This window comes from Moraxella oblonga NBRC 102422, assembly GCF_001598275.1.
Lineage (GTDB): Bacteria > Pseudomonadota > Gammaproteobacteria > Pseudomonadales > Moraxellaceae > Moraxella > Moraxella oblonga.
Window position 1 is genome coordinate 1 of record NZ_BCYQ01000021.1, and the last position, 22,506, is coordinate 22,506.

The window sequence follows — 22,506 nt, forward strand, 5'->3', positions numbered from 1 at the left end:
TACCCAAATTTTTAATTAAAATATATAAGGTCATTTAAATTGGACATTCTTTTATTTATCAAAGCCCTAATCATGGGTATTATTGAAGGTATTACCGAGTTTTTGCCGATTTCTAGTACGGGCTATTTGATTTTATCGGCGGATTTAATGAACTTTTGGACAAAAGAAAAGGCAAGTTTGTTTATTGTCGTCATTCAAATGGGGGCAATGCTGGCGGTGGTTTATGATTATTGGGGCAGGCTTTGGAATGCCCTAATGGGTTTATTAACAGGCAAGGCACAAGGATTAGAAAAACCCCGTCAATTAGGCTTATCGTTAATTATTGCCACATTGCCGATAATGGTGCTGGGTTTATTATTTGAAGATTTTATTACCGAAAAATTATTTCACCCTGTGGTGGTGGCAATAATGTTAATTGTCGGTGCAGTGCTTATTATATATGCTGAAAAAACCAAACGCCCCATCATTGCTCAAACAGCCGAACAAATAGACTTTAAAACCGCTATTAAAATCGGTTTGGCACAATGCCTTGCTCTAATACCAGGGACTTCTCGCAGTGGCTCAACCATTATTGGGGCGTTATTATTTGGTACTTCTCGCACGGCTGGCACCGAATTTTCATTTTTTTTGGGTATTCCTGTTATTATGGGGGCAGGCTTACTAGGCTTAATCAAACACAAAGAGGCAATGCAAACAGGGGGCGATTGGGCAATATTGGGTGTGGGCTTTGTGGCATCTTTTATTATTGCTTTAATTTGCATTCGCTTTATGGTGGCGTGGGTTTCCAAAAAAGACTTTATGATTTTTGCTTATTTAAGAATTATTACAGGCATTGTGGTGTTAATTGCTTTTTTTGGCTTTGGTTATTCAATGGAAGGATAAGATTGTTGAATTGCATTTTTTTAAATAATCACGAATACGATATTAAATTTATTGAAACGCTCATACAAGAATTTCAATTAAATTTGTCATTATCTGTTATTGAAACTTTGGATTGTTCTAATAAATCTTTAAAAAAAGTAAGTGCCTTTAATGATAATGCACCTTTGTTATTTTTTGATAAACAAAGTTTTATATTGGCAATGGTTATTGATAATGAACTTATTAAAACCAATCTTAATTGGCAAAGTCTGCAAAAACGCATTGTCTCTTCTGGGAAAAATAATGAACTGTTATTAAAGGCGTGTAAATTAAGTCAAACAATGAGCGTTATTGACGGTACGGCAGGATTTGGCATTGATGGGCTGATATTGGCAAGTACAGGGGCAAGGGTAACGCTGATTGAACAAAATCCAATCATTTTTTTAATGCTGTATTTTGAAAAACTTAAAATGAGCCAACATAAAAATTGGCAAAAACTGATGGATAGAATTAATATTGTATTTGGTAATAGCAATGATATTATCAATAACAGTATCAAACACGATTTAATTTATCTTGACCCAATGTTTCCAAATGGCAGTTATAAGGGAGCGGTCAATAAAAATATGCAAGTATTGCATTCAATGGTTAGTCCACCAAATAGCGATGATGAATTAAAACTTTTTAATACCGCCATAGCAAAGTGTGATAAATTGGTGATTAAACGCCCTATAATAGCTCCCAATTTTGCCGATAAATCGCCCAATCAAAGTTTTAATAATGAAGTCATAAGATTTGATGTGTATATGGAGAATAATCAATGATTGAAATTATTTTAATTTGTGTGACAATCATTGTTTTTGGGTTTTATCTGATTTGGTTGTTTAGGTCAATGTTTAAAACCATAGATAATCCACTTGAAACATATAAGCCAGAACATATCAATGATTTTGTCAATTTTGCCAAAACACAATTACATTTGCCCAAAGTCAAAGCCATTAAAGCCATTCGCCAAGAATTTCCTCATTTAGAATTGGTACAAGCATTGGCAGTCTATGAATTGGCAAATAAAGAAAAAGAAATAGACAACCCTAATTTGTCAGAAAAAATATAAAAAATGTTTCCTATTTTTGCCATTTTAAGTTATCATAAGCACATAATTTTAAAGAGAAATTATCATGCAACAAACACCTATCATGAGAAAATCCGATTTAATCAATAACCTAACTTCTGAATGTCATCATTTAGATGAAAAGTTGGTTGATGAAGCGGTGCGTGAGATAATTGGACTCATGGCGAACGCCCTAGCCAATGGCGAACGCATAGAAGTGCGTGGTTTTGGCAGTTTTTCGCTACACCACAGAGAGCCACGCCAAGCTCGTAACCCCAGAACGGGTGAGGTTGTCATGGTGGACGCAAAATCTGTGCCACATTTTAAGCCTGGTAAGGCATTGCGTGAACTCGTCAATCAAGAGATGTAAGCCATGTCCATGTTTTTAATTATTTTATTGGTGATATTTTTTGGCTATTCGTTAGCATTGGTATTAACCAACAACAATGAAGTTGCTGTTAATCTATTGTTTAGTCAACTACCTAACACCAATTTGGGTTTGGTGCTAATTGCTACCATCACATTGGGGGTTTTTATCGGTGTGTTGCTGGCGTTGTTGATTTTTAAAGTTTTGCAAAACAAACTAGAAATCAGAAAACTGCACAAAGATGTTGCTCTATTGGAAAGCAAATTAAAGGAAGCAAACATCGCCATTGAGCAAAATCGCATCGCCTTAGCACAGACACAAGCCACACAAACCATGCCAGAGCCAACCCTTAACACCACGTTTGTACCCCCACAAGGACAATGACATGACTGCATCGCCCATTATCGTTGCCATTGATAAACATGATTTAGGTTCGGCATTGGCATTGGCGGACAAATTGGACCCAAAGCTATGTCGTTTAAAGGTGGGAAAAGAGCTGTTTACCGCTTGTGGTACAGAAGTTGTCAAGTCCTTGCATGCTCGGGGTTTTGAGTTATTTTTGGATTTAAAATTCCACGACATTCCTAATACCACCGCCCAAGCGGTGCTAAGTTCAGCCGATTTGGGTGTATGGATGGTAAATGTTCATGCCATGAGCGGTAGTCAAACGATGAAACTGTGCAAAACCCGCCTGCGTGAGGGTGGCTACGCAACCTTACTTATTGGTGTAACGGTATTGACCTCAATGACTGATGAGGCGCTTATAGAGCTTGGTATTAATGACAAAGTTAGCAATCAAGTCTTGCGACTTGCCAAACTTACCCAAGCATCAGGGTTAGATGGGGTGGTTTGTTCCGCCCAAGAGGCTAAATTGCTAAAAAGTACATTGGGAGCGGATTTTAAACTCATCACGCCCGGCATTCGTCTGCCTGATGATAGTAGAGATGACCAGCAACGCATTTGTACGCCCAAAGATGCTGTGGCAAATGGTTCGGACTTTTTGGTGATTGGTCGATCAATTACCACCGCCAAAGATCCAGTTGCCAAACTTCAACAAATTCTAAGCACTTTATAATCTTTGATTGCCATGACTGATATGTTCGCTTTTCCAAAACCACCTAATCGTCCCATACCCACGCTACCTATCAGATGGGTGGAGACTGATGATGAGTTGTACGCGTTGATTGATGAGATTGATGATGTGGACGTGGTGGCACTTGATACCGAATTTGTGAGGCGTACCACCTATTATCCGATTTTGGCACTTGTGCAAGTGAACACGGGTAAGGGCATTTATTTGGTAGATGCCCCCAAACTTGATTTGAGTGAATTTTGGCAAGCACTTTCAGAAGTACCAACCATGCTGTGGTATGCGTGCGGTGAAGATTTGACGATTTTTTATCATTTGGCAAAATGCCCACCACTCACCAATATCATTGATATACAAATTGGCATTGCATATCTTACCAGTCTTATGCAGGTCGGTTATGCTCAAGCGGTGTTTGAGGTATTGGGTGTAACACTAGACAAAGCCGAAAGTCAATCAGATTGGCTTGTTCGTCCACTTAGCGACAATCAACAAAACTACGCCATTAGTGATGTGCAGTATTTGCCTACACTGTATGAAGTTATCAAAGAAACTCTTGTTGCCAAAAATCTGTTTGATTGCGTGATTGAAGACAGCTTATTATACGCTAAAGAAATTCATACTGCTTTACACACCCCCAATGAGCAGGTGTATTTGGACTATCTTGACCCCAAATATAACCAACGTCAAATCACCTTGTTACAAGCTTTAACCAGTTGGCGAGAACGTTTGGCAAGGGTCAAAAACAAACCACGCACCTTTATCATTGACAAACAGGGACTGCGAGACATCATTGATACCATGCCTACCACTACCAAGGCATTAGCAAATACAAGCATTAATCGCAATGCCCTACGCCGTTATGGTGATGACATTGTGCGTATCATCAAACAAGTAACAAGTCTGCCCAAAGAGCAACTCATTACCCTACCGCCACCGCCGTATACTAGTAAAAATAAACCCTTTAAAAAAGAGTTGTCCCAAGCCCTTGCTGCTCACAGTCAAGCTACTCAAATCCCTGAATCATTGCTTATGCGAGGGCGGTGGCTAAATCAACTTTTATATATGATTTACCAAGAGTTAGACGATGAGCATTTGCCAGACGGTTTGAAAGGCTATCGCCATGAGTGGGTTATTGCACATATTTTACCACTACTGCGTGAGTACAAAGAGCAGATTGCGGACGGCTTTATCTTGGGCAACAATCAGCGTGGTTGACTTAATAAGCCAATAATCACTGCCATAAATTCGGGTAAATTCATGCCTTTGGCATTCATCACCACATAAGTTTCGCCCAGTACAAACTCACCATGATAATACATATTGCCCTGTTTGTCGCTCAACGATTCTAGGCGGATGGGTGTACCGTCTACATTTTCGTTAAACAGCTCCTTAATCAATATGGTTTCATGTGCCAATTTGGTTTGGGTGATTTCAAGGCGGGATTTGGTGGTGGGGTTTTCAAACAATTGATAAATGCCATCAAAACCCTGCTCACCCTTTTGCCCTTCGTATTGGCGACCTGTCAAGACAAAGCCTTGTGGTAAAAACGACATCATCTTGACTGCTTGGAAGGATAAAGGTTGCTTGCGTCCAAAACGATAAGTCATCTTGGCGTGGGTAGATTGTTTAAATTCGGTGGTTAAAACCCCGCCCGTGCTACTGCCTGTTTCTTGGATATTGTTGATTTGTTTTAGGATTTTTTGTTTTTCTTGGGGAGTAATTTTGGTATTTTCAATAGAAACGTAACGCACCAACTGTGGTTTTGGTAGCACTTCGCTCATTTTTAGCACACCCACGTCTGCTTTTGCAGTTGGTACGATGGTCATTTTGTCATTGTTTGGACGTGCCCATATCAACCCTAAGCCTATCGCACCCAAGCACACAGCACCGATGAGGAGGGTTTTTTGATGTTTTTTAAAATGTGTCATAATTTATTGTGATGACCTTGTAATCTTTTATGGATATTTTAACGGTTTTTGATAAAATCATCAAATAAACTTAACCGACCTTCATAACACACCGCAAGCGTGCCATCACAAACGCAACAACACGCCAATACTTCACCATCATCAAGCATGGCAAGCGGTGAGCTTTTATGGGAAGTGGCACAGGTAGATGAGTGTACTTTTATTTTGCATGCCCCACAAAAACCCTGCCGACACATATATCGCACATCTTTATGTTCGGTGCGTATCATGCCATCAAGCAAAGTTTCACCATCATGCAAATAAAATCGTTTTTCTTCTGTAAAAACCCAGCCCATACCACATCACTAAATTATAATTTAAAATCGTCCAAGTCTACATCGTCCAAATCACTGTCAATCTGACCAACCAGATAAGTGGTGATTTCTGTTTCTTGGGGGGCGACTTGGACGTTGTCGGACGATAACCATGCGTTAATCCATGGGATTGGGTTGGATTTGACATCAAAAATAGCAGGTAGACCAATCGCACTCATGCGAGCATTGGTGATGTATTCAATATATTGACATAAAATATCACGGTTTAGCCCGATGATTGAGCCATCTTTGAACAAATAGTCCGCCCAGTCTTTTTCTTGCTCGGACGCCACACGGAAAATCTGGATTGCTTCGGCTTCACATTCTTTGGCAATCTCCACCATTTCAGGGTCATCTTTGCCATTTCTCATTAGGTTGATGATATGTTGAGTGCCATTTAGGTGCAAGGCTTCATCACGAGCAATCATCTTGATGATTTTGGCATTGCCTTCCATGACTTTGTTTTCGGCAAAAGCAAATGAGCAGGCAAATGACACATAAAAACGAATGGCTTCTAGGACATTGACCGCCACGATACATAGGTATAGTTTTTTCTTTAATTCACGCAAATCACCTTTGCCTGTCAAATTATACATCTGACTGGCTTCATACAAATCATCATAATACACCGCAATGTCTTTGGCTCGTGCCAAAATATGCTCGTTATCCATAATATCATCAAAAATGATGCTGGGGTCATTGACAATGTTGCGAATGATGTGTGTATAACTACGGCTGTGAATGGTTTCGCTAAATGACCAAGTTTCAATCCACGTTTCAAGTTCGGGTAAAGACACAATCGGTAAAAGCACCGCATTGGGGCTACGCCCTTGAATGCTGTCAAGCAAGGTTTGGTATTTTAGATTGGATAAAAAAATGTGCTGGGCAGGGGCAGAAAGCTCACTAAAATCAATCCTATCGCGACTGACATCAATCTCTTCTGGTCGCCAAAAAAAGGACAACTGTTTCTCAATGAGTTGCTCAAATATTGGGTGGCGTTGTTGGTCATAGCGAGAGACATTCACGGCTTGCCCAAAAAACATGGGTTCTTTTAGGGGGTCGTTTTTGGTTTGAGGAAAAATAGAATAATGCATAAAATTTAATCTCTAATGTGTAATGACAATCATCATCGGTTGGTGATGAGTGGTGAAAATTTTAGCATATTTTTGATGAAAATTTTCATTTGAATGATAAAATTTATTAAGCGATTGATTTTATTAATGATAAAATTTGTTAAGTAATTGATTTTATTAAATTATTTATTTTTTGAAATGGTTAAACGATGGGTTTACGCCGATAAAATAACAATCCGGGAATGGATAAGCCCAATACCAATGCCGAAATGATAAAAATCGCTTCAAAAAAGTAAGTCATCATTTGCACAAATAGCGGTATGCTAAATCCAAAATAGCCAATTTGTACCATACTCACCATCGCTTTATACGCCACAATACCCGGCATGAGGCAAATGACACTTGGTACGATGAGTGCTTTGGGCGGTAATCCTTTTTTTTGGGCAAAATATACACCCAAAAAACTGGCAAACATCGCTCCAAAAAAAGTCGCCACCGCCAAATGTACGTTTGCTTGTGTCATGAGTGTTTTTGTGCCAAAACTGATGGCGGTTAGTATCATGCAAAGACTTATATAACGCAAGGGTAGGGTAAACATCAAACACCACCCAAAGGTAATAACACAGCTTAGCAAAATATCAATGATAAAATTCATCAGTGTAGTCCCCAATCTGGAATTTGCAATAAAATCAATGCAATGACAATACCAACACAAGACGATAAAGTGAGCATGGTGGCAAACATCCAACGACCCACGCCCATGTTAATATAACCTTTTAAAATATCAGATAGAGCGTTGATGATGGGAAAGCTTGGCACAAGCAATAAAACGCTTGACGCAACGGCGACATCGGTATTTGCTCCTAAATTTAAAAAATGACCACTTGCCCCAAGACAGGTTGCTACAAAAGCGGTGATAATGACAACCACAAAGGGGTTAAAATGTTGAGTGGAAAGATAGGTTCGTACTCGCATGGCACACATACCTGCCACCAATGTTACGAGGGCGATTTTTATATTGCCACCATTTAAATAAGCAAAGCAGGCACAGGATAAACCGACAAATAACGCCAAAATGATGTTGGGGTAGGTGGTGCGGTTGATGTGGTACAGGCGGTGTTCAATGTCGCCAACCCAAGATTCATCAAATTTTTGGGATTGATTTCTTTGGCGTTCAATGTCAAGGATAATTTGCTGAATTTGTACCAAAATATTGACATTAATGCCTTGATGAACGGTGTTTCTGGCGGTGGTAATACAGCGACCTTGATGAAGTGTTGTCAATGTGATGGCGTTAAATGATAATGCACATTCTACCCCCGTTACACCAAGTGACAAACCCAAACGTTTGGTCAAATCTACCACCACCACCGATTCTGCTCCGTATTGCATGAGCAACAAAGCACAACGCACACAAAGTCGTGTGATGCGTTGTTGGTCTTCGTGGCTTAGGTAGGGGGGTTTTTGAACAATGGTGCTCATAATTATACGGTGTCAAAATTATATATTATAACTTGATGTTGTGAATGTTCAACATACCTTAGCAAAAAAGTGTATAATAATGGTTTATTTTTTACCATTTATTTGTCCCATGCAACAAATCCACATTGTTTTATACACCCCCAAAATCCCCAATAATACAGGTAATGCCATTCGCCTGTGTGCCAATACAGGAGCAAAACTACATCTTATCAAACCTTTGGCGTTTGAGCTTGATGATAAAAAGTTGAGACGAGCGGGGCTTGATTACCACGAATATGCTGACATGCAAGTGCATGATGATTGGCAGGCGTGTCGTGATTATTTAACAAACGTGGGTGTGGAGACGGTGGTGGCTTTGACGACAAAATTTAGCCGTCCATTTTACGATTATGATTTTAAACAAAATAATGGCTTGGTTGCATTGGTTTTTGGTTCAGAAACTGATGGCTTGCCTACTGATGTGCGTGATGATATTGGAGCGGACAATTGGCTAAGGTTGCCCATGCTCCCTGATTCTCGCAGTCTAAACCTATCTAACAGCGTGGCGATTTGTCTGTACGAAGTATGGCGACAACTTGGCTTTGTGGGTGATGTGGGTGAGAGTGTGGGTTATCATCGTTTGTCTAGTCGTCCTGAGTGATTTGTTATGTTTCAAAAACTATTTTTACCTTTGATGTTGCTCACCTTGACCGCTTGTGGCGAACAAACGCACACCAAATCCAACCCAACTCCCACAACCAACAATGAGCTTGTGGGGTGTTATAGCGTGCATAAAGATGGCACTGCCCAAATCAAGATTAGCCATGATGATGGTTATGTCATGCAAATGAAAGAGCCAAACGGAGCAACGCAAGCATGGGATAAGCCTGAAGCACTAGATGAGCTGGCTTTGGATAAGGCGTGGGAGTTTTTTAGGGTTAATACGCTAGATTTGCAATCTGCTGATTTGAGCCATGTTATCGCTCGCCCTGATGGTATGATGGCGTTGGCAAAGGTAAATCCGACCGTTGCCAATGTCAATCCATTGGTTGATGGTGGCTATGTGGTACATATTGTTCAAGGGGTGAATGTGATTTATCAAGTGCCATGCGATGATGTGCCATTGGAGATTGTTAAGCCTAGTATTCACGGTGTGCATGGGCATTAAAAATGTTCATTATTTATTTAAAAAATGGAGTTTTTGAAAATATTTCTCAAAATCATACCATTTTATGATAAAAATCTTTTATAATGTGAAAGATTTTTGGTTTTACAATAATCATATCCAAATATTAACTAATCCTGTAAGGGTAATTTTATGACAACATACTACAACGATTCCGACCACGTCGAAACCCAAGAGTGGCTTGACGCATTTGAGTCGGTCATCAAAAACGCCAGCAAAGAAAGAGCAGGCTTTTTATTAAAAGCACTTTATAACAAAGCGGTACAAGAAGGCTTGCAAGCCAACCGCCTAGATACCGCCTATGTCAATACCATTCCTGTTGAAGATGAGCCTACTTATCCAGGCGACCTACATATGGAGCGTAAACTGCGTTCTATCGTACGCTATAATGCTCTTGCGATGGTGGTACGTGCCAATATGAATGATGATGAGCTTGGTGGGCATTTGGCAACTTTTGCATCATCAGCAACGCTATACGAAACTGGCTTTAACCACTTTTGGCGTGCACCCAGTGAGGCTCATGGTGGCGACATGATTTATTATCAAGGTCATGGCACACCGGGTATGTACGCTCGCTCGTTCATGGAGGGACGTTTATCCGAAGAACAACTTAAAAACTTCCGCCGTGAAGTGGACGGCAAGGGTCTATCAAGCTATCCACACCCATATCTGATGCCTGACTACTGGCAATTTCCTACCGTATCTATGGGTCTTGGACCACTGATGAGTATTTATCAAGCTCGTACCCAAAAATACCTAACTAACCGTGGTTTGATTAAAGACGAAGACCGTAAAGTTTGGGCATTTTTGGGCGATGGTGAGACGGATGAACCAGAAAGCTTGGGTGCCATCAGCATGGCAGGGCGTGAGAAACTGGACAACCTTATTTGGGTCATCAACTGCAACCTCCAACGTCTTGATGGTCCTGTACGAGGCAATGGCAAGATTATTCAAGAGCTTGAATCAGTGTTTCGTGGGGCAGGCTGGCGTGTGATTAAGGTCATTTGGGGTGACCATTGGGATAGCCTACTTGCCAAAGACCATACAGGTGTTCTAAAACACCGCATGGAAGAAGTGGTTGATGGTGAATACCAGCTTTATACCGCTCGTGATGGTGCGTTTGTGCGTAAAGAGTTTTTTGGCAAATACCCAGAGCTTGCTGACATGGCGTCCGCTCTATCTGACGATGAAATCATGCGTCTAAATCGTGGCGGACATGACCCCAAAAAAGTCTACGCTGCCTATGCTGAGGCTATGAAAACCAAAGGTCAGCCAACAGTGATTTTGGTAAAAACTGTCAAAGGTTATGGACTATCTAGCCAAATCCAAGCAGTGAACAAAGCCCACCAACTCAAAAAACTGGACGAAACTGGACTTAAATACTTCCGTGATAGATTTGATTTGCCAATCAGCGACGAAGAGTTGAAAACCCTACCATTCTATCGTCCTAGCGAAGACAGTGCCGAATACAAATATCTGATGGGTCGCCGTGAGGCATTGGGTGGACATCTACCAGCTCGCCGTAGTGGTCATGTTCCATTAGAGATTCCAGAATTGTCTGTTTTTGATGGAGTGTTGCAAGGTAGTAAGGGCAAAGAACAATCCACCACCATGGTGTTTGTCCGTCTGTTGTCTGCCCTCCTAAAAGACAAAGGTCTTAACAAATATGTCGTACCTATCGTGCCTGATGAAGCTCGTACTTTTGGTTTGGAAGGTATGTTCCGTCAATTAGGCATTTATTCATCTGTCGGTCAAAACTATGTTGCCGAAGACGCCGAAGCCTTGATGGGTTATCGTGAAGCCAAAGATGGACATATGCTTGAAGAGGGCATCAACGAAGCAGGGGCGATGAGTTCTTGGATTAGCCTTGCAACCAGCTATTCGGTGAATGCTCTGCCAATGATTCCGATGTATATCTATTATTCCATGTTTGGGTTCCAACGTATTGGCGATTTGGCGTGGGCAGCAGGCGACAGCCAAGCACAAGGTTTCTTGTTTGGTGCTACTGCGGGGCGTACTACCCTAAATGGCGAAGGCTTACAGCACCAAGACGGTCACAGCCATATCCTATTTGGCACAGTACCAAACTGTGTAACCTATGACCCATGTTTTGGTTATGAGCTTGCGGTCATCATGCACGATGGTTTAAAACGTATGTATGGCAATGGTGAACGTGTGTACTATTATATCACGCTCATGAACGAAAATTACGACCAGCCTGCCATTCCTGCCCAAAACCGTCAAGCAGTAGAAGAGGGTATCAAACGTGGTATGTACCTATTAGAAGATAACGGCTCTACCCAAGTTCAACTGTTGGGTTCTGGCGTGATTTTGCGTGAAGTTCAAAAAGCGGCAACCATTTTGGCAGAAGAGTTTAACATCAAAGCCAACGTGTGGAGCGTAACGAGCTTTAACGAACTGACTCGTGATGGTATGGCGTGCGATGATTATAATCGCTTGCACCCAACTGATGAGCCTAAACTACCTTGGGTAACTGAACAGCTTGCACCACACAAAGGTGTTATTGTGGCGGCGACTGACTATATGCGTAACTATGCTGAACAAATCCGTGGTTGGTTGCCTGACAACCGCCCATATAGCACACTTGGTACAGATGGTTTTGGGCGTTCTGATACTCGTGCCAACTTGCGTAGCTTCTTTAATGTAGACGCTGCTCACATCGTGGTGGCAACCCTTAAAAAACTTGCTGATGAAGGTGAGGTAGATGTACGTTTGGTAAAAGACGCAATTGCGACATTTGGCATTGATGCTGACCAAGCACCTGCATGGCAACCACAACCACATCATGACTATTACCCTGATGCACCTGCTCCTGCACACCCAGCACCAAAACCTGTGCCTGAGCTCAAAGATGATGTCAAATAACCCAAATAGGAGAGAATCATGGAAATTTTAGCCCCAGATTTGGGTGTAGATAGTGCCGAAGTGGCAGAAGTGTTGGTCAAAGTGGGTGATGTCATTGCTGAAAATGACAGTCTAATTTTGGCAGAATCTGACAAAGCGTCCGTAGAAGTGCCTGCTCCTGTGAGTGGTAAAATCACGGCGGTATTTGTTAATGTTGGTGATAGTATTAGTACAGGTACGGTACTGTTTACCGTTGAAACAGCCATTAGTGCTGAACAAACGCCTGCACCCAAAGCAGAAGAAGCTACCACCGAACCAGTTGTAGAGAATCAAGCCAAGCCTGCTCCAACCACAAACCAAACTGGCAATCAAGCCAGCCAAACCTACAATCTGCCTGACTTGGGTGTGGCAAGTGCCGAAGTTGCCGAAGTGCTTGTGGCGGTTGGTGATGGTGTGAGTGAGGGTCAATCGCTACTACTTGTTGAATCTGACAAAGCGTCCGTAGAAGTGCCTGCTCCTGTGAGTGGTGTGGTTGAGGCGATTTTGGTTAAAGCGGGTGATACTGTTGCCAACGGTCAAGCCTTTATCACCATCAAAGGCGATACTGGCGCTTCGGTTGCTAGTGAGCAACCAAAAGCTACAACACCTACTCCTGCCTCCCAAGTTGAGCCGACAACCCAACCAAGTACACAAACTGCCCCCACTGGCAAATTACCAGAAAATGAGGTAAATATTCGTGCCAAAGACGCTCATGCAGGACCTGCGGTGCGTAAACTTGCTCGTGAGATGGGTATTGATATTAGTCTGGTCAAAGGTACAGCACCGCATGGTCGTATCCTAAAAGAAGACTTATTTGGTTATGTTAAAGCGGTGATTAACAATGCCAATACCAAACCAGCCAATACACCAAGCGTGGCGAGTGGTTCGGCGATTAGTTTACCACCACTTCCTGACATGAGTAATCTTGAAATTTGGGGCGAGACCCAGACGGTTGAGTTGTCACGCCTTCAAAAAGTCTCAATTCCACAACTCAATCTTAATACCTTGCTTCCGCAGGTTACGCAGTTTGATTTGGCGGATATTACTGATACCGAGGCCTTGCGTGCATCTTTAAAAGATGAATTCAAGGCAAAAGGTATTGGCTTGACTATCTTGGCATTTATTGTTAAAGCGGTAGCGTATGCACTAACTCAGCACCCCAAATTCAACAGTCATGTGTCTGATGATAACACCCAAATGATTGTTCGCAAATCGGTAAATATGGGTATTGCTGTGGCAACTGATGATGGATTGATTGTACCTGTCATTCGTAATGCTCAAAGCAAGGGTATCACCGAACTTGCCAAAGAGATTGGCGAACTTGCTAAAAAAGCCCGTGATAAGAAGTTATCTGCCAAAGACTTGCAAGGTGCATCATTTACCATCTCATCGCAAGGCAATATGGGTGGGACGTATTTTACTCCGCTTGTCAATCACCCACAAGTGGCGATTTTGGGAATCTCTGAATCCACCATTCAGCCACGTTGGAATGGCAAAGAGTTTGAGCCTCGCCTCATGCTACCGTTGTCTTTGTCTTATGACCATCGTCTCATCAATGGGGCAGATGCGGCAGTATTTACTCGCTACATCGCCAAATTGCTTGCTGACCCACGCAAAATTTTACTATAATTTTAGTAAAATAATGCTACAAAAAAGACGGAACATAAACCGTCTTTTTTGTTATAATTCCGATTGTTTTTTGGAGTTTTTTTATGAAAAAGATAGTTGTTGCCTCTTTGTTGTTGGTGTCAAGCTCAGCATTGGCAAATCCCACATCAGGCGGTGCTACTTTGGTTGGTAATTGGTTGTGTGAAGCGGTTGTTTATCATGGTAATCTTGCCATACAAACCAAAAATCGTGTTCATTACCAATCAAATGGTCGTGCCAATGAAACCATTCAGGTCAATCATTACGAAAATGGCGAATTGCGAGCGACTGGTAATGTGCGTTTAGGATATGGCTGGGAGTTGCTTGGTGGTCGCCAAAGAATGTCTAACATGACCATTGATGCCTATGAAGTTTATGATCATGTTACTAAACAGTCCGCGAATTTTGGTGAAGTGGCGTTATTGAAGCAAAACTTGATTGACCAATACCAAACTCACCCATGGCAAACCATCACGTTTATTGATGAAAATATGCATCAATATACTGCTGATGATGGTGCAACGGGCATTTGCCTGCGTGAAGTTGCCCCATGATGCCAAATCGCCGATTATTTTTGCAGCTGCTTGCTGTATCACCTGTGGTGCTGGCGACGGCTTGTGGTGGTAAGTCCAAGTTTACCACACTTGGCAAAGATTCAAAGGTGGTGGCGTTGGGAGATAGCTTGACGTTTGGTTTTGGTGGTCAAGGGCAAGATTATCCTAAGGTGTTGGCAGGACTGACAGGTTGGCAGATTAAAAATATGGGTGTCAATGGCGATACCACCTCTGATGTCCTAAACCGCCTAGATACCGTGATGGCACATCAGCCCAAGTTGGTGCTATTGGGTGTGGGTGGCAATGATGTATTGAGACGGATTGATATGAATGTAACCAAATCAAACCTTATTAATATTATCAATACCTTACAATCAAAATCCATGCCCGTGGTGTTGATTGCTGAGCCGCATTTTTCGGTCAGTGCTTTATTTGGCAAAGCCAGCGATAACCCTGTTTACAAAGAAGTGGCGGACGAATTGAACGTACCGCTATTTGAAAAAGCGTGGTCAGAAATTTTATCCGACAACAGCCTAAAATCTGACCAAATCCACGCCAATGGGGCAGGCTATGCCAAATTTGCCGAAATGCTGTTTGAATTTTTAAAGGAATTGGGTTATGTTTAAATATGCGTTGGCGGGATTTTTGTTATTGCCTGTGCTTGGTTTTGCCAATTCTTTGAATGATAAAACTTTTATTGGCAAATGGCAGTGCGACATGAAAAACCATGAACCTTTTGTGGCACAAAAAATTGATTTGCAATTTTTAAAAGATGGGACGGTGAATGAGTATTTTCAAATCACCTACGGACAACGCCATGAATATGCCTATCAAATCGAAACTGCCAATTCAAAAGCCAAATGGCGATTTGCCGATGACATGCTGATTTATGAGGATTATCAACTTTATAATTATAAAGTCAGAATGCCAAATAGCAGTAAAGATGACATTGGACAAGCAAGCATTGCCTTAAATAAATCTTTGCCGATTATTAAAATGATGATGGATAATGACATTCGTCAGCGTGAATTTGATGTATCATTGATAGATAAAAGAAGTTTTTTAGCCAATGACAGCCAAAGCCAAATGCTGATGACTTGTCATAAAAAGAGTTGGCTCAATTTTAATTTGTGATGATTGATTTGAGGAATGGATATGTTAAAAAGAATGCTGTTACTTGGCATGATTGTGCCATTATGGGCAAATGCTGAAATTCCATTTACCAAACAAGATTTGATTGGAAAATGGGAATGTAAAGTTTTAATAGATGATGATTTTAGGTCGGAAAGTGTGGTTGAATACCGTAATGATAATATCATTACCGACAATACTGTATTATATAGTTTATCAGAAAATGATGATTTGTATCAAATTGAAAAAATACAAACATTGTCCAAATATAAATTGGATAATGATAAAATTAGTTATTATGATGGCATTGTTCAATCTTATAAAATAGATATGCCAAATTATGATAGAATAACTGCTTTTGCCAATTATGATAAAGAATTAATGCTTGTTATTAAAGAAGCAATGGAGCGTCCTGAAATTGAGCAGTTAGTGGCAAAGGGAGCGATTGGTCGCATTCGTTTTCTTGATAAAAATACCTATATTACCGCCTTTGAAAGTATTGATGAAGATTTTCCTACTGATATTGAAAATAATCATTGCAAACGTAAAATTTAATTTGGAGAAGAGTTATGACCAATTATATGCCCCCAAAAGTTTGGGAATTTGAAAAAGCATCAATGGGCGGGAAATTTGGTGGTATCAATCGCCCCACCGCAGGAGCAAGACACACGCAAAACTTGCCCAAAGGTGATAAGCCATATCAGCTATATAGCCTAAATACACCCAATGGCATCAAAGTCAATATTATTTTAGAAGAGTTAAAGGTGCTTGGGCTGCTTGATTATGATGCTTTTAAAATTAACATCATGGCAGGTGAGCAGTTTGGCACAGGGTTTGTGGATATTAACCCCAATTCTAAAATACCTGCACTGGTAGATTATTCAACCGATACACCCATTTCTATTTTTGAAAGTGGGGCGATTTTGTTGTATCTTGCCCAAAAATATGACAGATTTTTACCAAAAGATTCTGCCAAAAACGCCCAAACTTTATCATGGCTGATGTGGCAAATGGGGTCTGCTCCATTTTTGGGTGGTGGGTTTGGGCATTTTTATGCTTATGCCCCCGAGCCGATAGAATATGCCATCAACCGCTATGCCATGGAAGCCAAACGTCAGCTTGATGTGTTGGATAAGCATTTGACAAACAATCAGTTTGTGGTTGGTGATGAATATACCATAGCGGATATGGCGATTTATCCATGGTATGGGGCGTTGGTGCTAGGCAAGCTTTATGTTGGACAAAATGATTATGCCAATTATGATGCTTCTCAATTTTTAAGTGTCCATGAATACACAAATGTCATAAGTTGGGCAAAATCTATCCAAAGCCGTGAAGCGGTGAAATTGGCTGAAAATTTGTCGTTGCGACCAATTGGTGAATGACGATGAATTTTATCGGTTATTTGTTGTTGGGTAGTGCAATGTATTTGCTTGGGTTTATGATTAACCTAAAAATACTCCACCCCAAACGCAAAACGGGTGCAGTTTATACGCTCATGCACCCGACCATTTTGGGTTTTGTGGGGGTGTGTTTTGCTGTTATGCTATTGGTGTCGTTTTTGATGGGGCGGTTTTTGTTAAATCATGATCCGATTGATGTCGCTTTTGTGCTGGTGAATAGTGCGGTAGCAACAGGGGTTTTTTATTTTGGGTTAAATCCCGACCAAACCAAGATGAATATGCCTGATTAATTCTACCTTTGATAAATGATGAGCTGTAGGGTGGCATGATGTTTACCCTGTGATTTTTTGTGAATTTAATTTTTTCGCCCCAAATATGGTTTTTAAGCTGTAAGGTGTGTATAACGCATCGTTTTTAAACCTGTAACGGTACATACGCATGTACACCTTATGTTTGATTGCAAAAATGGATTGAACAAGGTTAATCAAAATCCAACCTTTTAATCCAAAGGTGCGTACAACGCACTATTTTCAAACACTTTAAAGGTATGATACGCACCTTATGCTAAATAAATCTTACGATAGTTTTGGGGTTATATATAAAAACCCGCCATTAAAAGCTCTTCATAAGTTTTATAATCCGACTTTTTAATGGCGATGGCTTTGATTTCTTTATCAGACGGACGGACTTTTTCAAATTCTTGTTCAGACAATCCAGTTGTTTCTATAAATTTTTTGAGCAAGCGTTTTGATTCACTGCGTCCATAGCCGATTGTGTTTTGACTAATAAAAAATAAAGATGCCAATGCCCATTCATTATGATATAGGCGATAATTGGTAAGCAATATTTTTAATAAATAGGATTCATGATAACTTGGAGATGGGTAGGGGCAATGCTTATTCAATGTTGTTTCGGCATATTCTTTGGATTCAAAAATATTATATCCTTCCTCCATTTTCAAGTAATCCAAAACATCTAAGCGTATTCGTAACACCGCATAATGGTCATACATGTACCCCACAATATGACCAATCATTTCTGTATCAAGTGGCGTTAATGTGCAGTAGCCATACCAATCCAAGCCAAATTGCTCTTGTATTGCTTTGGCAAATTGATGTAAAGATTCCTGATTAAATGCTGATAATAACTCTAAAAAACTGTCGTTATCCAATGGTTTTACCCACGCTTTATCATCGCTTTTTAATAAAATGCCAATTAAATTTTTGATTTGCTCATTAGACAATGGCGTTCCGTCTTTTAATAGTAAAGGTGGTAGGGCATTTAATTGGGTTTCATCAGGAAATTCGGGAGCTCTGATACGCAAGCCTTTGATTTGCCAAGGGGGTGTGATTAAAAGGCTGGGGATTGCTGGGGTTGTCATTGGGATTGTCTATAAAACACAAAGTGAATTTTATTATAATCAAAATGGGCGGTGGTTGCAAGGCGATTTCCCAATAAAATAAGGCTTTAATCAAATTAAAACCTTATTTTATCCGTTGGATTAATGTCTAAAATGTCTCATGCCTGTAAAGACCATGGCAATACCATGCTCATCGGCAGCGGCAATAACTTCTTCGTCACGCATAGAGCCACCAGGTTGGATAATGCACTTGATGCCAGCCTTGCCTGCATTGTCAATGCCATCACGGAATGGGAAAAATGCGTCTGATGCCATGACTGCACCCTCCACAGGCAGTCCTGCGTGTTCGGCTTTGATGATGGCAATACGAGCGGAGTTCACACGACTCATCTGACCTGCACCAATACCGATGGTTTGGCGGTTTTTGGCATAGACGATGGCGTTGGATTTGACATATTTGGCAACTTTCCATGCAAAAATCAAATCATCAAGCTCTTCTTGGCTAGGCTGACGTTTGGTAACGACTTTTAGGTCGGATTTGTCAATCATGCCCAAATCTTGATCTTGCACCAAAAGCCCGCCATTGACACGTTTATAGTCAAGCTGTGGCGTGCGTTCGTTGATGGCGGGCAGTTCGCCACAGGTAAGTACACGCACGTTTTTCTTGGTGGCGGTGATGTCTAGCACGCCATCTGCTACACTTGGGGCGATGATGACTTCCACAAATTGACGTTCAATGATGGTTTTGGCGGTTTCAATGTCAAGCTCACGGTTGAAGGCGATGATTCCACCAAAGGCACTTTCTGGGTCGGTGGCATAGGCTAGGTTGTAAGCGTCCAAAATGCCATCTAGGGAAACTGCTACGCCACAAGGATTGGCGTGTTTGACGATGACACAGGTAGGTTTTGCAAAAGATTTGACGCATTCCAATGCCGCATCGGTATCGGCAATGTTGTTATAAGACAGCTCTTTGCCTTGATGTTGAATGGCGGTGGCAATTGAGGCTTCTTTTGTGTCTTTTTCAACATAAAAAGTGGCTTTTTGGTGTGGGTTTTCGCCATAACGCAAATCTTGAGCCTTGATAAGTTGGGTGTTAAATGTACGAGCAAAATCAGCATTTTCACCCAATTTTTTACCAAAGAAATTGGCAATCATACCATCATAATGGGCGGTATGTTCAAAGGCTTTGACCGCTAAATCAAAACGAGTCTCAAAGCTGATACCACCATTTGCAAGCTCATCAAGCACACGTCCATAGTCGGCAGGGTTTGTTAAAATCGTAACGTGAGCATGATTTTTGGCAGCAGAGCGTACCATTGCAGGTCCGCCAATGTCAATGTTTTCAATGGCATCTTCCATACTGACGTTGGGGTTGGCAACGGTTTGGGCAAAGGGATATAGGTTTACCGCCACCACATCAATACAGTCAATGCCATGCTCTGCCATCACATCATCATCTGTGCCACGTCTGCCTAAAATACCTCCGTGAATCTTGGGGTGTAAGGTCTTGACACGACCACCCATCATCTCACTAAATCCTGTGTGTGAGCTGACTTCAATGGCGTCAACATCATTATCTTTGAGTAATTTGAATGTGCCACCTGTGGACAAAATGCCAAAACCATGGGCTACTAGACCTTTGGCAAGCTCAATAATGCCTGTTTTGTCAGAAACGGACAAAAGTGCGAATTTTTTCATAAAAACTCCTAGATAGAAATTCAACAAAAAACCCGTCAAAAACGGGTCTGTGATTACAATAAGCCATGTGTTTTCATTTTGGCACGCAATGTACCACGATTTAGACCCAGCATTTTGGCGGTCTTGGATTGGTTGTGATTGGTGTGTTTTAGTAGGCTAATCAATAGCGGTTTTTCTAATTCGTGCAAAAATAACTCGTACATGTTTGTGGTGTTTTCACCTGCCAGATTGTGTAGGTAGTCATGTACGGCTTGTTCAACATGGTGATACAATGCTGATTGGGATTGCGTGTTATTCATAATGGATTGGTATGATTAGTAAAAAGGTTTAATGTCTACGGTAGAAACAAATTTGGCGGTATTGATGGTAAACATGGCACGTTTGTGTTGTCCGCTCAATAGACTGTTTTGGGCTTCAAATACATAATCTTTGGTAGTAACCACAAAATCACCAAGTAATGCACCATTGACATCTTTGGCTGTAACTACAAAGTTAGGAAATAGTGTGGGGTCATTACCTTTGTTTGTGATAACAACAACGATGTTGGTGGTGTAGTTTTCGCTAGTATGTGTAGATTCAATGCTGATATTGGATAGCTCTGCTTTTGGAATGGTGCAAGGTGCGATAGCACACACACTTTCTAGCACACTTGCTTGGGAGGGGTTTTTGGCGATTGTGTTGATGTTGAAAAAGACGTACTGGATAGCCAACACCGCCAATAACAAAGCACAACCCAAAAGCCAAAGAAGTTGGGAAATCATTGAAGTTTGGCTGGCGATTTCTTGGGCGGTTGGGTCTTTTTTGGCGAGAATACGACTAAGACCAACATTTTTTCTGGTTCTTGGGGTGGTAGCTACAGGGATAAAATCATCAAAATCAATCGCTGTTTGGGCGGTGCTGGCTGTACGTGCAACACTGTTTTGGGTGGCGACGCTGGGTTTTGAGTCATCAAGCAAATCACGCACCCAAGATTCGTCATCTTGTTGGGATTTTTGTTCGTCTAGGGTGCTGGTTATGGGCTGTTGGATATGTACATCACTATTTAAAAAGCTGTCTAGCTCGTTGTCAGAAAAAGCCACACTGACGGGTTTTTCTTCTTCTCCAAACATATCATCGTGAATGACATCGCCTGTGGGTGCAGGTTTTTCTCGTTTGGTGCGTCTTTTGGGCTGTTCTGGAACTGGTTCATTGGCAATGGCGTTGAATGCGTCTAGGTTTACCCCTGCTTTTTTATTTTCTTGTTCTGGTGCGATTAGATGGTCATTGAGTAAAAAAATCTCTTGGCAACGTCCGCACCTTGCTTTTGCATTAGGCTCGCCCAGTTTTGCTTCTGGCATGGGGTAGGTAGCGTGGCAACTTGGGCATTGGGTTTTTAGTTGGCTCATTATTTTATTCCTAATATGTCGTGAAAATCACCCAACAAGGCTTAGCGTTTGGTGGCGGACAAACGATACCAATGGCGGTCATCGGCATTGTCATAATGATAAGGTATGTCCATATCAAAGGCGATTTGGTAGGCGTTCATCACGTCATTGACTTGATTTTCAATCAATCCTGCCAATACGATAGAGCCTTTATTTTTTAATAGGGTAGCAAAATAAGGGGCAAAATGAATGAGTGGTTTGGCTAAAATATTGGCAGTAATGGTATCAGCTTGAATGCTGTTTTGTTCTTGATAAATTTTAAATTCTTCGGGCAAAAACGCCAAAAGTTTGTCCTCAACACCGTTTAATTTGGCGTTTTGGCGAGTAGCAAGGATTGCTTGTGGGTCTATATCTACCGCTAGGACTTGTTTTGCTCCCAGCAGTAACGCCCCCACACCAAGCACACCAGAACCACAACCGTAGTCAATCACTACTTTGTCGGTCAAATCCTGCTCGGTGAGCCAGTCAAGACATAGGCGAGTGGTGGCGTGATATCCTGTCCCAAAGGCAAGTCCAGGGTCTAATATCAAGTTGGCGGCGTTGGGGTCTGGGGCTTCTAGCCACTGCGGTACAATCCATAAATTATTGGCACAAGGTACAGGCTTGTAGTGTGTCATCCATTCACGAGTCCAATCCTTGTCGTCAAGTACAGATAGCCATACACGACTTGCTCCAACTTCGGCACTGACTTCTTGGGCGAGATGTTCAAAGTCCATTTGGGCAAAACGGTCATCTGTGTTGGTGTCAAAGATGGCGGTTAAAATGACATCGCACCAAAGTGGCTCTTCGTTTGGCATGGGTTCAAAAAGTGGTTCATCACCTGCATCTTCAAGCAAAATAGAAACTGCTTCGGCTTCATAAAAGAGTGCTTCTGCCAGTTCAACTTGCTCTTTGGTGAGTTGTAGGTGAATTTGTTGCCATGCCATAACAATGCCCTAATTAATGTGTCAATGTG

27 protein-coding genes are annotated in these 22,506 nt (G+C 41.4%); 17 read left to right on the forward strand and 10 right to left on the reverse strand.

Translation table 11 applies throughout. The features are described from left to right. Positions 1–39 precede the first annotated feature (39 nt). The 7 genes from MOB01S_RS07155 to MOB01S_RS07185 all read left to right on the forward strand — a co-directional run bounded on the left by MOB01S_RS07155 (position 40) and on the right by MOB01S_RS07185 (position 4,644). Positions 40–882: an undecaprenyl-diphosphate phosphatase gene (locus tag MOB01S_RS07155; RefSeq protein WP_066803145.1), complete on the forward strand. Its 843-nt coding sequence runs from the start codon at positions 40–42 to the stop codon at positions 880–882. Positions 883–887: 5 nt separating this feature from the next. Then, positions 888–1,685: a class I SAM-dependent methyltransferase gene (locus tag MOB01S_RS07160; RefSeq protein ID WP_157073928.1), complete on the forward strand. Its 798-nt coding sequence runs from the start codon at positions 888–890 to the stop codon at positions 1,683–1,685. A gap of 68 nt (positions 1,686–1,753) precedes the next feature. Further along, positions 1,754–1,975, forward strand: coding sequence for a hypothetical protein (locus MOB01S_RS07165; RefSeq protein ID WP_157073929.1), 222 nt, complete (start codon positions 1,754–1,756; stop codon positions 1,973–1,975). Between the two features lie 64 nt (positions 1,976–2,039). Then, complete coding sequence (locus tag MOB01S_RS07170) at positions 2,040–2,342, forward strand: integration host factor subunit beta (protein ID WP_218016085.1); 303 nt, start codon at positions 2,040–2,042, stop codon at positions 2,340–2,342. Positions 2,343–2,345: 3 nt separating this feature from the next. After that, the gene (locus MOB01S_RS07175; RefSeq protein WP_066803152.1) at positions 2,346–2,723 is read left to right on the forward strand and encodes a LapA family protein; all 378 of its coding nucleotides are present in this window, start codon (positions 2,346–2,348) and stop codon (positions 2,721–2,723) included. A 1-nt stretch (position 2,724) separates the two neighbouring features. Beyond that, positions 2,725–3,414: an orotidine-5'-phosphate decarboxylase gene (gene pyrF / locus MOB01S_RS07180; protein ID WP_066803154.1), complete on the forward strand. Its 690-nt coding sequence runs from the start codon at positions 2,725–2,727 to the stop codon at positions 3,412–3,414. A gap of 12 nt (positions 3,415–3,426) precedes the next feature. Beyond that, complete coding sequence (locus tag MOB01S_RS07185; protein WP_066803156.1) at positions 3,427–4,644, forward strand: ribonuclease D; 1,218 nt, start codon at positions 3,427–3,429, stop codon at positions 4,642–4,644. Here the strand turns inward: MOB01S_RS07185 and MOB01S_RS07190 are convergent. From MOB01S_RS07190 to MOB01S_RS07210, 5 genes are all read right to left on the reverse strand, one after another. Next, positions 4,632–5,357: a hypothetical protein gene (locus tag MOB01S_RS07190; RefSeq protein ID WP_066803158.1), complete on the reverse strand. Its 726-nt coding sequence runs from the start codon at positions 5,355–5,357 to the stop codon at positions 4,632–4,634. The two genes, MOB01S_RS07185 and MOB01S_RS07190, sit on opposite strands and share 13 nt — an antisense overlap. Positions 5,358–5,395: 38 nt before the next feature. Beyond that, positions 5,396–5,692 carry a 2Fe-2S iron-sulfur cluster-binding protein gene (locus tag MOB01S_RS07195; protein WP_066803160.1) on the reverse strand — a complete coding sequence of 99 codons (297 nt, stop codon included), beginning with the start codon at positions 5,690–5,692 and terminating at the stop codon, positions 5,396–5,398. Positions 5,693–5,706: 14 nt separating this feature from the next. Beyond that, positions 5,707–6,804 (reverse strand): class Ia ribonucleoside-diphosphate reductase subunit beta, encoded by a 1,098-nt coding sequence (nrdB, locus tag MOB01S_RS07200; protein ID WP_066803162.1) that lies wholly within the window; start codon positions 6,802–6,804, stop codon positions 5,707–5,709. A 181-nt stretch (positions 6,805–6,985) separates the two neighbouring features. Next, on the reverse strand, positions 6,986–7,438 hold the full coding sequence (locus MOB01S_RS07205) for a threonine/serine exporter family protein (protein WP_066803164.1): 453 nt from the start codon (positions 7,436–7,438) through the stop codon (positions 6,986–6,988). Further along, the gene (locus MOB01S_RS07210; protein ID WP_066803165.1) at positions 7,438–8,265 is read right to left on the reverse strand and encodes a threonine/serine exporter family protein; all 828 of its coding nucleotides are present in this window, start codon (positions 8,263–8,265) and stop codon (positions 7,438–7,440) included. Before MOB01S_RS07210 ends, MOB01S_RS07205 begins: the two co-directional genes overlap by 1 nt. 109 nt (positions 8,266–8,374) lie before the next feature. On the opposite strand from MOB01S_RS07210, the gene MOB01S_RS07215 reads away from it, so the two are divergent. The 10 genes from MOB01S_RS07215 (at position 8,375) to MOB01S_RS07260 (ending at position 17,359) form a co-directional block, all read left to right on the forward strand. After that, on the forward strand, positions 8,375–8,905 hold the full coding sequence (locus tag MOB01S_RS07215) for a tRNA (cytidine(34)-2'-O)-methyltransferase (protein ID WP_066803261.1): 531 nt from the start codon (positions 8,375–8,377) through the stop codon (positions 8,903–8,905). Between the two features lie 6 nt (positions 8,906–8,911). Further along, positions 8,912–9,412, forward strand: coding sequence for a hypothetical protein (locus tag MOB01S_RS07220; protein WP_066803167.1), 501 nt, complete (start codon positions 8,912–8,914; stop codon positions 9,410–9,412). A gap of 150 nt (positions 9,413–9,562) precedes the next feature. After that, the gene (aceE, locus tag MOB01S_RS07225; protein WP_066803170.1) at positions 9,563–12,316 is read left to right on the forward strand and encodes a pyruvate dehydrogenase (acetyl-transferring), homodimeric type; all 2,754 of its coding nucleotides are present in this window, start codon (positions 9,563–9,565) and stop codon (positions 12,314–12,316) included. An 18-nt stretch (positions 12,317–12,334) separates the two neighbouring features. Beyond that, complete coding sequence (locus tag MOB01S_RS07230; RefSeq protein WP_066803173.1) at positions 12,335–13,963, forward strand: dihydrolipoyllysine-residue acetyltransferase; 1,629 nt, start codon at positions 12,335–12,337, stop codon at positions 13,961–13,963. Between the two features lie 83 nt (positions 13,964–14,046). Continuing rightward, a complete protein-coding gene (locus MOB01S_RS07235; protein WP_066803176.1) occupies positions 14,047–14,535 on the forward strand; it encodes a hypothetical protein in 489 nt (162 codons plus the stop codon). Then, entirely contained in the window at positions 14,535–15,161 is a 627-nt protein-coding gene (locus tag MOB01S_RS07240) for a GDSL-type esterase/lipase family protein (RefSeq protein WP_066803179.1), read from the forward strand. The genes MOB01S_RS07235 and MOB01S_RS07240 overlap by 1 nt, the downstream gene beginning before the upstream one ends. Continuing rightward, on the forward strand, positions 15,154–15,669 hold the full coding sequence (locus MOB01S_RS07245) for a hypothetical protein (RefSeq protein WP_066803182.1): 516 nt from the start codon (positions 15,154–15,156) through the stop codon (positions 15,667–15,669). The genes MOB01S_RS07240 and MOB01S_RS07245 overlap by 8 nt, the downstream gene beginning before the upstream one ends. Before the next feature lie 21 nt (positions 15,670–15,690). Next, positions 15,691–16,221: a hypothetical protein gene (locus MOB01S_RS07250; RefSeq protein WP_066803185.1), complete on the forward strand. Its 531-nt coding sequence runs from the start codon at positions 15,691–15,693 to the stop codon at positions 16,219–16,221. Positions 16,222–16,235: 14 nt separating this feature from the next. Next, positions 16,236–17,051, forward strand: coding sequence for a glutathione-dependent disulfide-bond oxidoreductase (gene yghU / locus MOB01S_RS07255; RefSeq protein WP_066803188.1), 816 nt, complete (start codon positions 16,236–16,238; stop codon positions 17,049–17,051). A 2-nt stretch (positions 17,052–17,053) separates the two neighbouring features. Then, positions 17,054–17,359 (forward strand): hypothetical protein, encoded by a 306-nt coding sequence (locus tag MOB01S_RS07260; protein WP_066803191.1) that lies wholly within the window; start codon positions 17,054–17,056, stop codon positions 17,357–17,359. 302 nt (positions 17,360–17,661) lie between these two features. Here MOB01S_RS07260 and MOB01S_RS07265 read toward each other — a convergent pair whose 3' ends face one another. From MOB01S_RS07265 to prmA, 5 genes are all read right to left on the reverse strand, one after another. Beyond that, on the reverse strand, positions 17,662–18,450 hold the full coding sequence (locus MOB01S_RS07265; RefSeq protein ID WP_066803194.1) for a hypothetical protein: 789 nt from the start codon (positions 18,448–18,450) through the stop codon (positions 17,662–17,664). 120 nt (positions 18,451–18,570) lie between these two features. Beyond that, entirely contained in the window at positions 18,571–20,127 is a 1,557-nt protein-coding gene (gene purH, locus MOB01S_RS07270) for a bifunctional phosphoribosylaminoimidazolecarboxamide formyltransferase/IMP cyclohydrolase (RefSeq protein WP_066803197.1), read from the reverse strand. Positions 20,128–20,180: 53 nt separating this feature from the next. Beyond that, entirely contained in the window at positions 20,181–20,426 is a 246-nt protein-coding gene (locus MOB01S_RS07275) for a helix-turn-helix domain-containing protein (RefSeq protein WP_066803200.1), read from the reverse strand. Between the two features lie 15 nt (positions 20,427–20,441). Then, positions 20,442–21,512, reverse strand: a complete 1,071-nt coding sequence (locus MOB01S_RS07280; protein ID WP_066803207.1) for a zinc-ribbon domain-containing protein — start codon at positions 21,510–21,512, stop codon at positions 20,442–20,444. A 41-nt stretch (positions 21,513–21,553) separates the two neighbouring features. Further along, positions 21,554–22,477 (reverse strand): 50S ribosomal protein L11 methyltransferase, encoded by a 924-nt coding sequence (gene prmA / locus MOB01S_RS07285; RefSeq protein ID WP_066803210.1) that lies wholly within the window; start codon positions 22,475–22,477, stop codon positions 21,554–21,556. Positions 22,478–22,506: the final 29 nt, after the last annotated feature.

Excerpts from the sequence above, each read along its gene's own strand:
- MOB01S_RS07190 (WP_066803158.1), bottom strand. The coding sequence starts at position 5,357 with ATGACACATTTTAAAAAACATCAAAAAACCCTCCTCATCGGTGCTGTG.
- MOB01S_RS07265 (WP_066803194.1), bottom strand. The coding sequence starts at position 18,450 with ATGACAACCCCAGCAATCCCCAGCCTTTTAATCACACCCCCTTGGCAA.
- MOB01S_RS07230 (WP_066803173.1), top strand. The coding sequence starts at position 12,335 with ATGGAAATTTTAGCCCCAGATTTGGGTGTAGATAGTGCCGAAGTGGCA.
- aceE (WP_066803170.1), top strand. The coding sequence starts at position 9,563 with ATGACAACATACTACAACGATTCCGACCACGTCGAAACCCAAGAGTGG.
- MOB01S_RS07205 (WP_066803164.1), bottom strand. The coding sequence starts at position 7,438 with ATGAATTTTATCATTGATATTTTGCTAAGCTGTGTTATTACCTTTGGG.
- MOB01S_RS07275 (WP_066803200.1), bottom strand. The coding sequence starts at position 20,426 with ATGAATAACACGCAATCCCAATCAGCATTGTATCACCATGTTGAACAA.
- MOB01S_RS07170 (WP_218016085.1), top strand. The coding sequence starts at position 2,040 with ATGCAACAAACACCTATCATGAGAAAATCCGATTTAATCAATAACCTA.
- MOB01S_RS07185 (WP_066803156.1), top strand. The coding sequence starts at position 3,427 with ATGACTGATATGTTCGCTTTTCCAAAACCACCTAATCGTCCCATACCC.
- MOB01S_RS07250 (WP_066803185.1), top strand. The coding sequence starts at position 15,691 with ATGTTAAAAAGAATGCTGTTACTTGGCATGATTGTGCCATTATGGGCA.
- pyrF (WP_066803154.1), top strand. The coding sequence starts at position 2,725 with ATGACTGCATCGCCCATTATCGTTGCCATTGATAAACATGATTTAGGT.
- MOB01S_RS07210 (WP_066803165.1), bottom strand. The coding sequence starts at position 8,265 with ATGAGCACCATTGTTCAAAAACCCCCCTACCTAAGCCACGAAGACCAA.
- MOB01S_RS07220 (WP_066803167.1), top strand. The coding sequence starts at position 8,912 with ATGTTTCAAAAACTATTTTTACCTTTGATGTTGCTCACCTTGACCGCT.
- MOB01S_RS07215 (WP_066803261.1), top strand. The coding sequence starts at position 8,375 with ATGCAACAAATCCACATTGTTTTATACACCCCCAAAATCCCCAATAAT.
- purH (WP_066803197.1), bottom strand. The coding sequence starts at position 20,127 with ATGAAAAAATTCGCACTTTTGTCCGTTTCTGACAAAACAGGCATTATT.
- MOB01S_RS07245 (WP_066803182.1), top strand. The coding sequence starts at position 15,154 with ATGTTTAAATATGCGTTGGCGGGATTTTTGTTATTGCCTGTGCTTGGT.
- MOB01S_RS07240 (WP_066803179.1), top strand. The coding sequence starts at position 14,535 with ATGCCAAATCGCCGATTATTTTTGCAGCTGCTTGCTGTATCACCTGTG.
- nrdB (WP_066803162.1), bottom strand. The coding sequence starts at position 6,804 with ATGCATTATTCTATTTTTCCTCAAACCAAAAACGACCCCCTAAAAGAA.
- yghU (WP_066803188.1), top strand. The coding sequence starts at position 16,236 with ATGACCAATTATATGCCCCCAAAAGTTTGGGAATTTGAAAAAGCATCA.
- MOB01S_RS07195 (WP_066803160.1), bottom strand. The coding sequence starts at position 5,692 with ATGGGCTGGGTTTTTACAGAAGAAAAACGATTTTATTTGCATGATGGT.
- MOB01S_RS07175 (WP_066803152.1), top strand. The coding sequence starts at position 2,346 with ATGTCCATGTTTTTAATTATTTTATTGGTGATATTTTTTGGCTATTCG.
- MOB01S_RS07235 (WP_066803176.1), top strand. The coding sequence starts at position 14,047 with ATGAAAAAGATAGTTGTTGCCTCTTTGTTGTTGGTGTCAAGCTCAGCA.
- MOB01S_RS07280 (WP_066803207.1), bottom strand. The coding sequence starts at position 21,512 with ATGAGCCAACTAAAAACCCAATGCCCAAGTTGCCACGCTACCTACCCC.
- MOB01S_RS07165 (WP_157073929.1), top strand. The coding sequence starts at position 1,754 with ATGTTTAAAACCATAGATAATCCACTTGAAACATATAAGCCAGAACAT.
- prmA (WP_066803210.1), bottom strand. The coding sequence starts at position 22,477 with ATGGCATGGCAACAAATTCACCTACAACTCACCAAAGAGCAAGTTGAA.
- MOB01S_RS07260 (WP_066803191.1), top strand. The coding sequence starts at position 17,054 with ATGAATTTTATCGGTTATTTGTTGTTGGGTAGTGCAATGTATTTGCTT.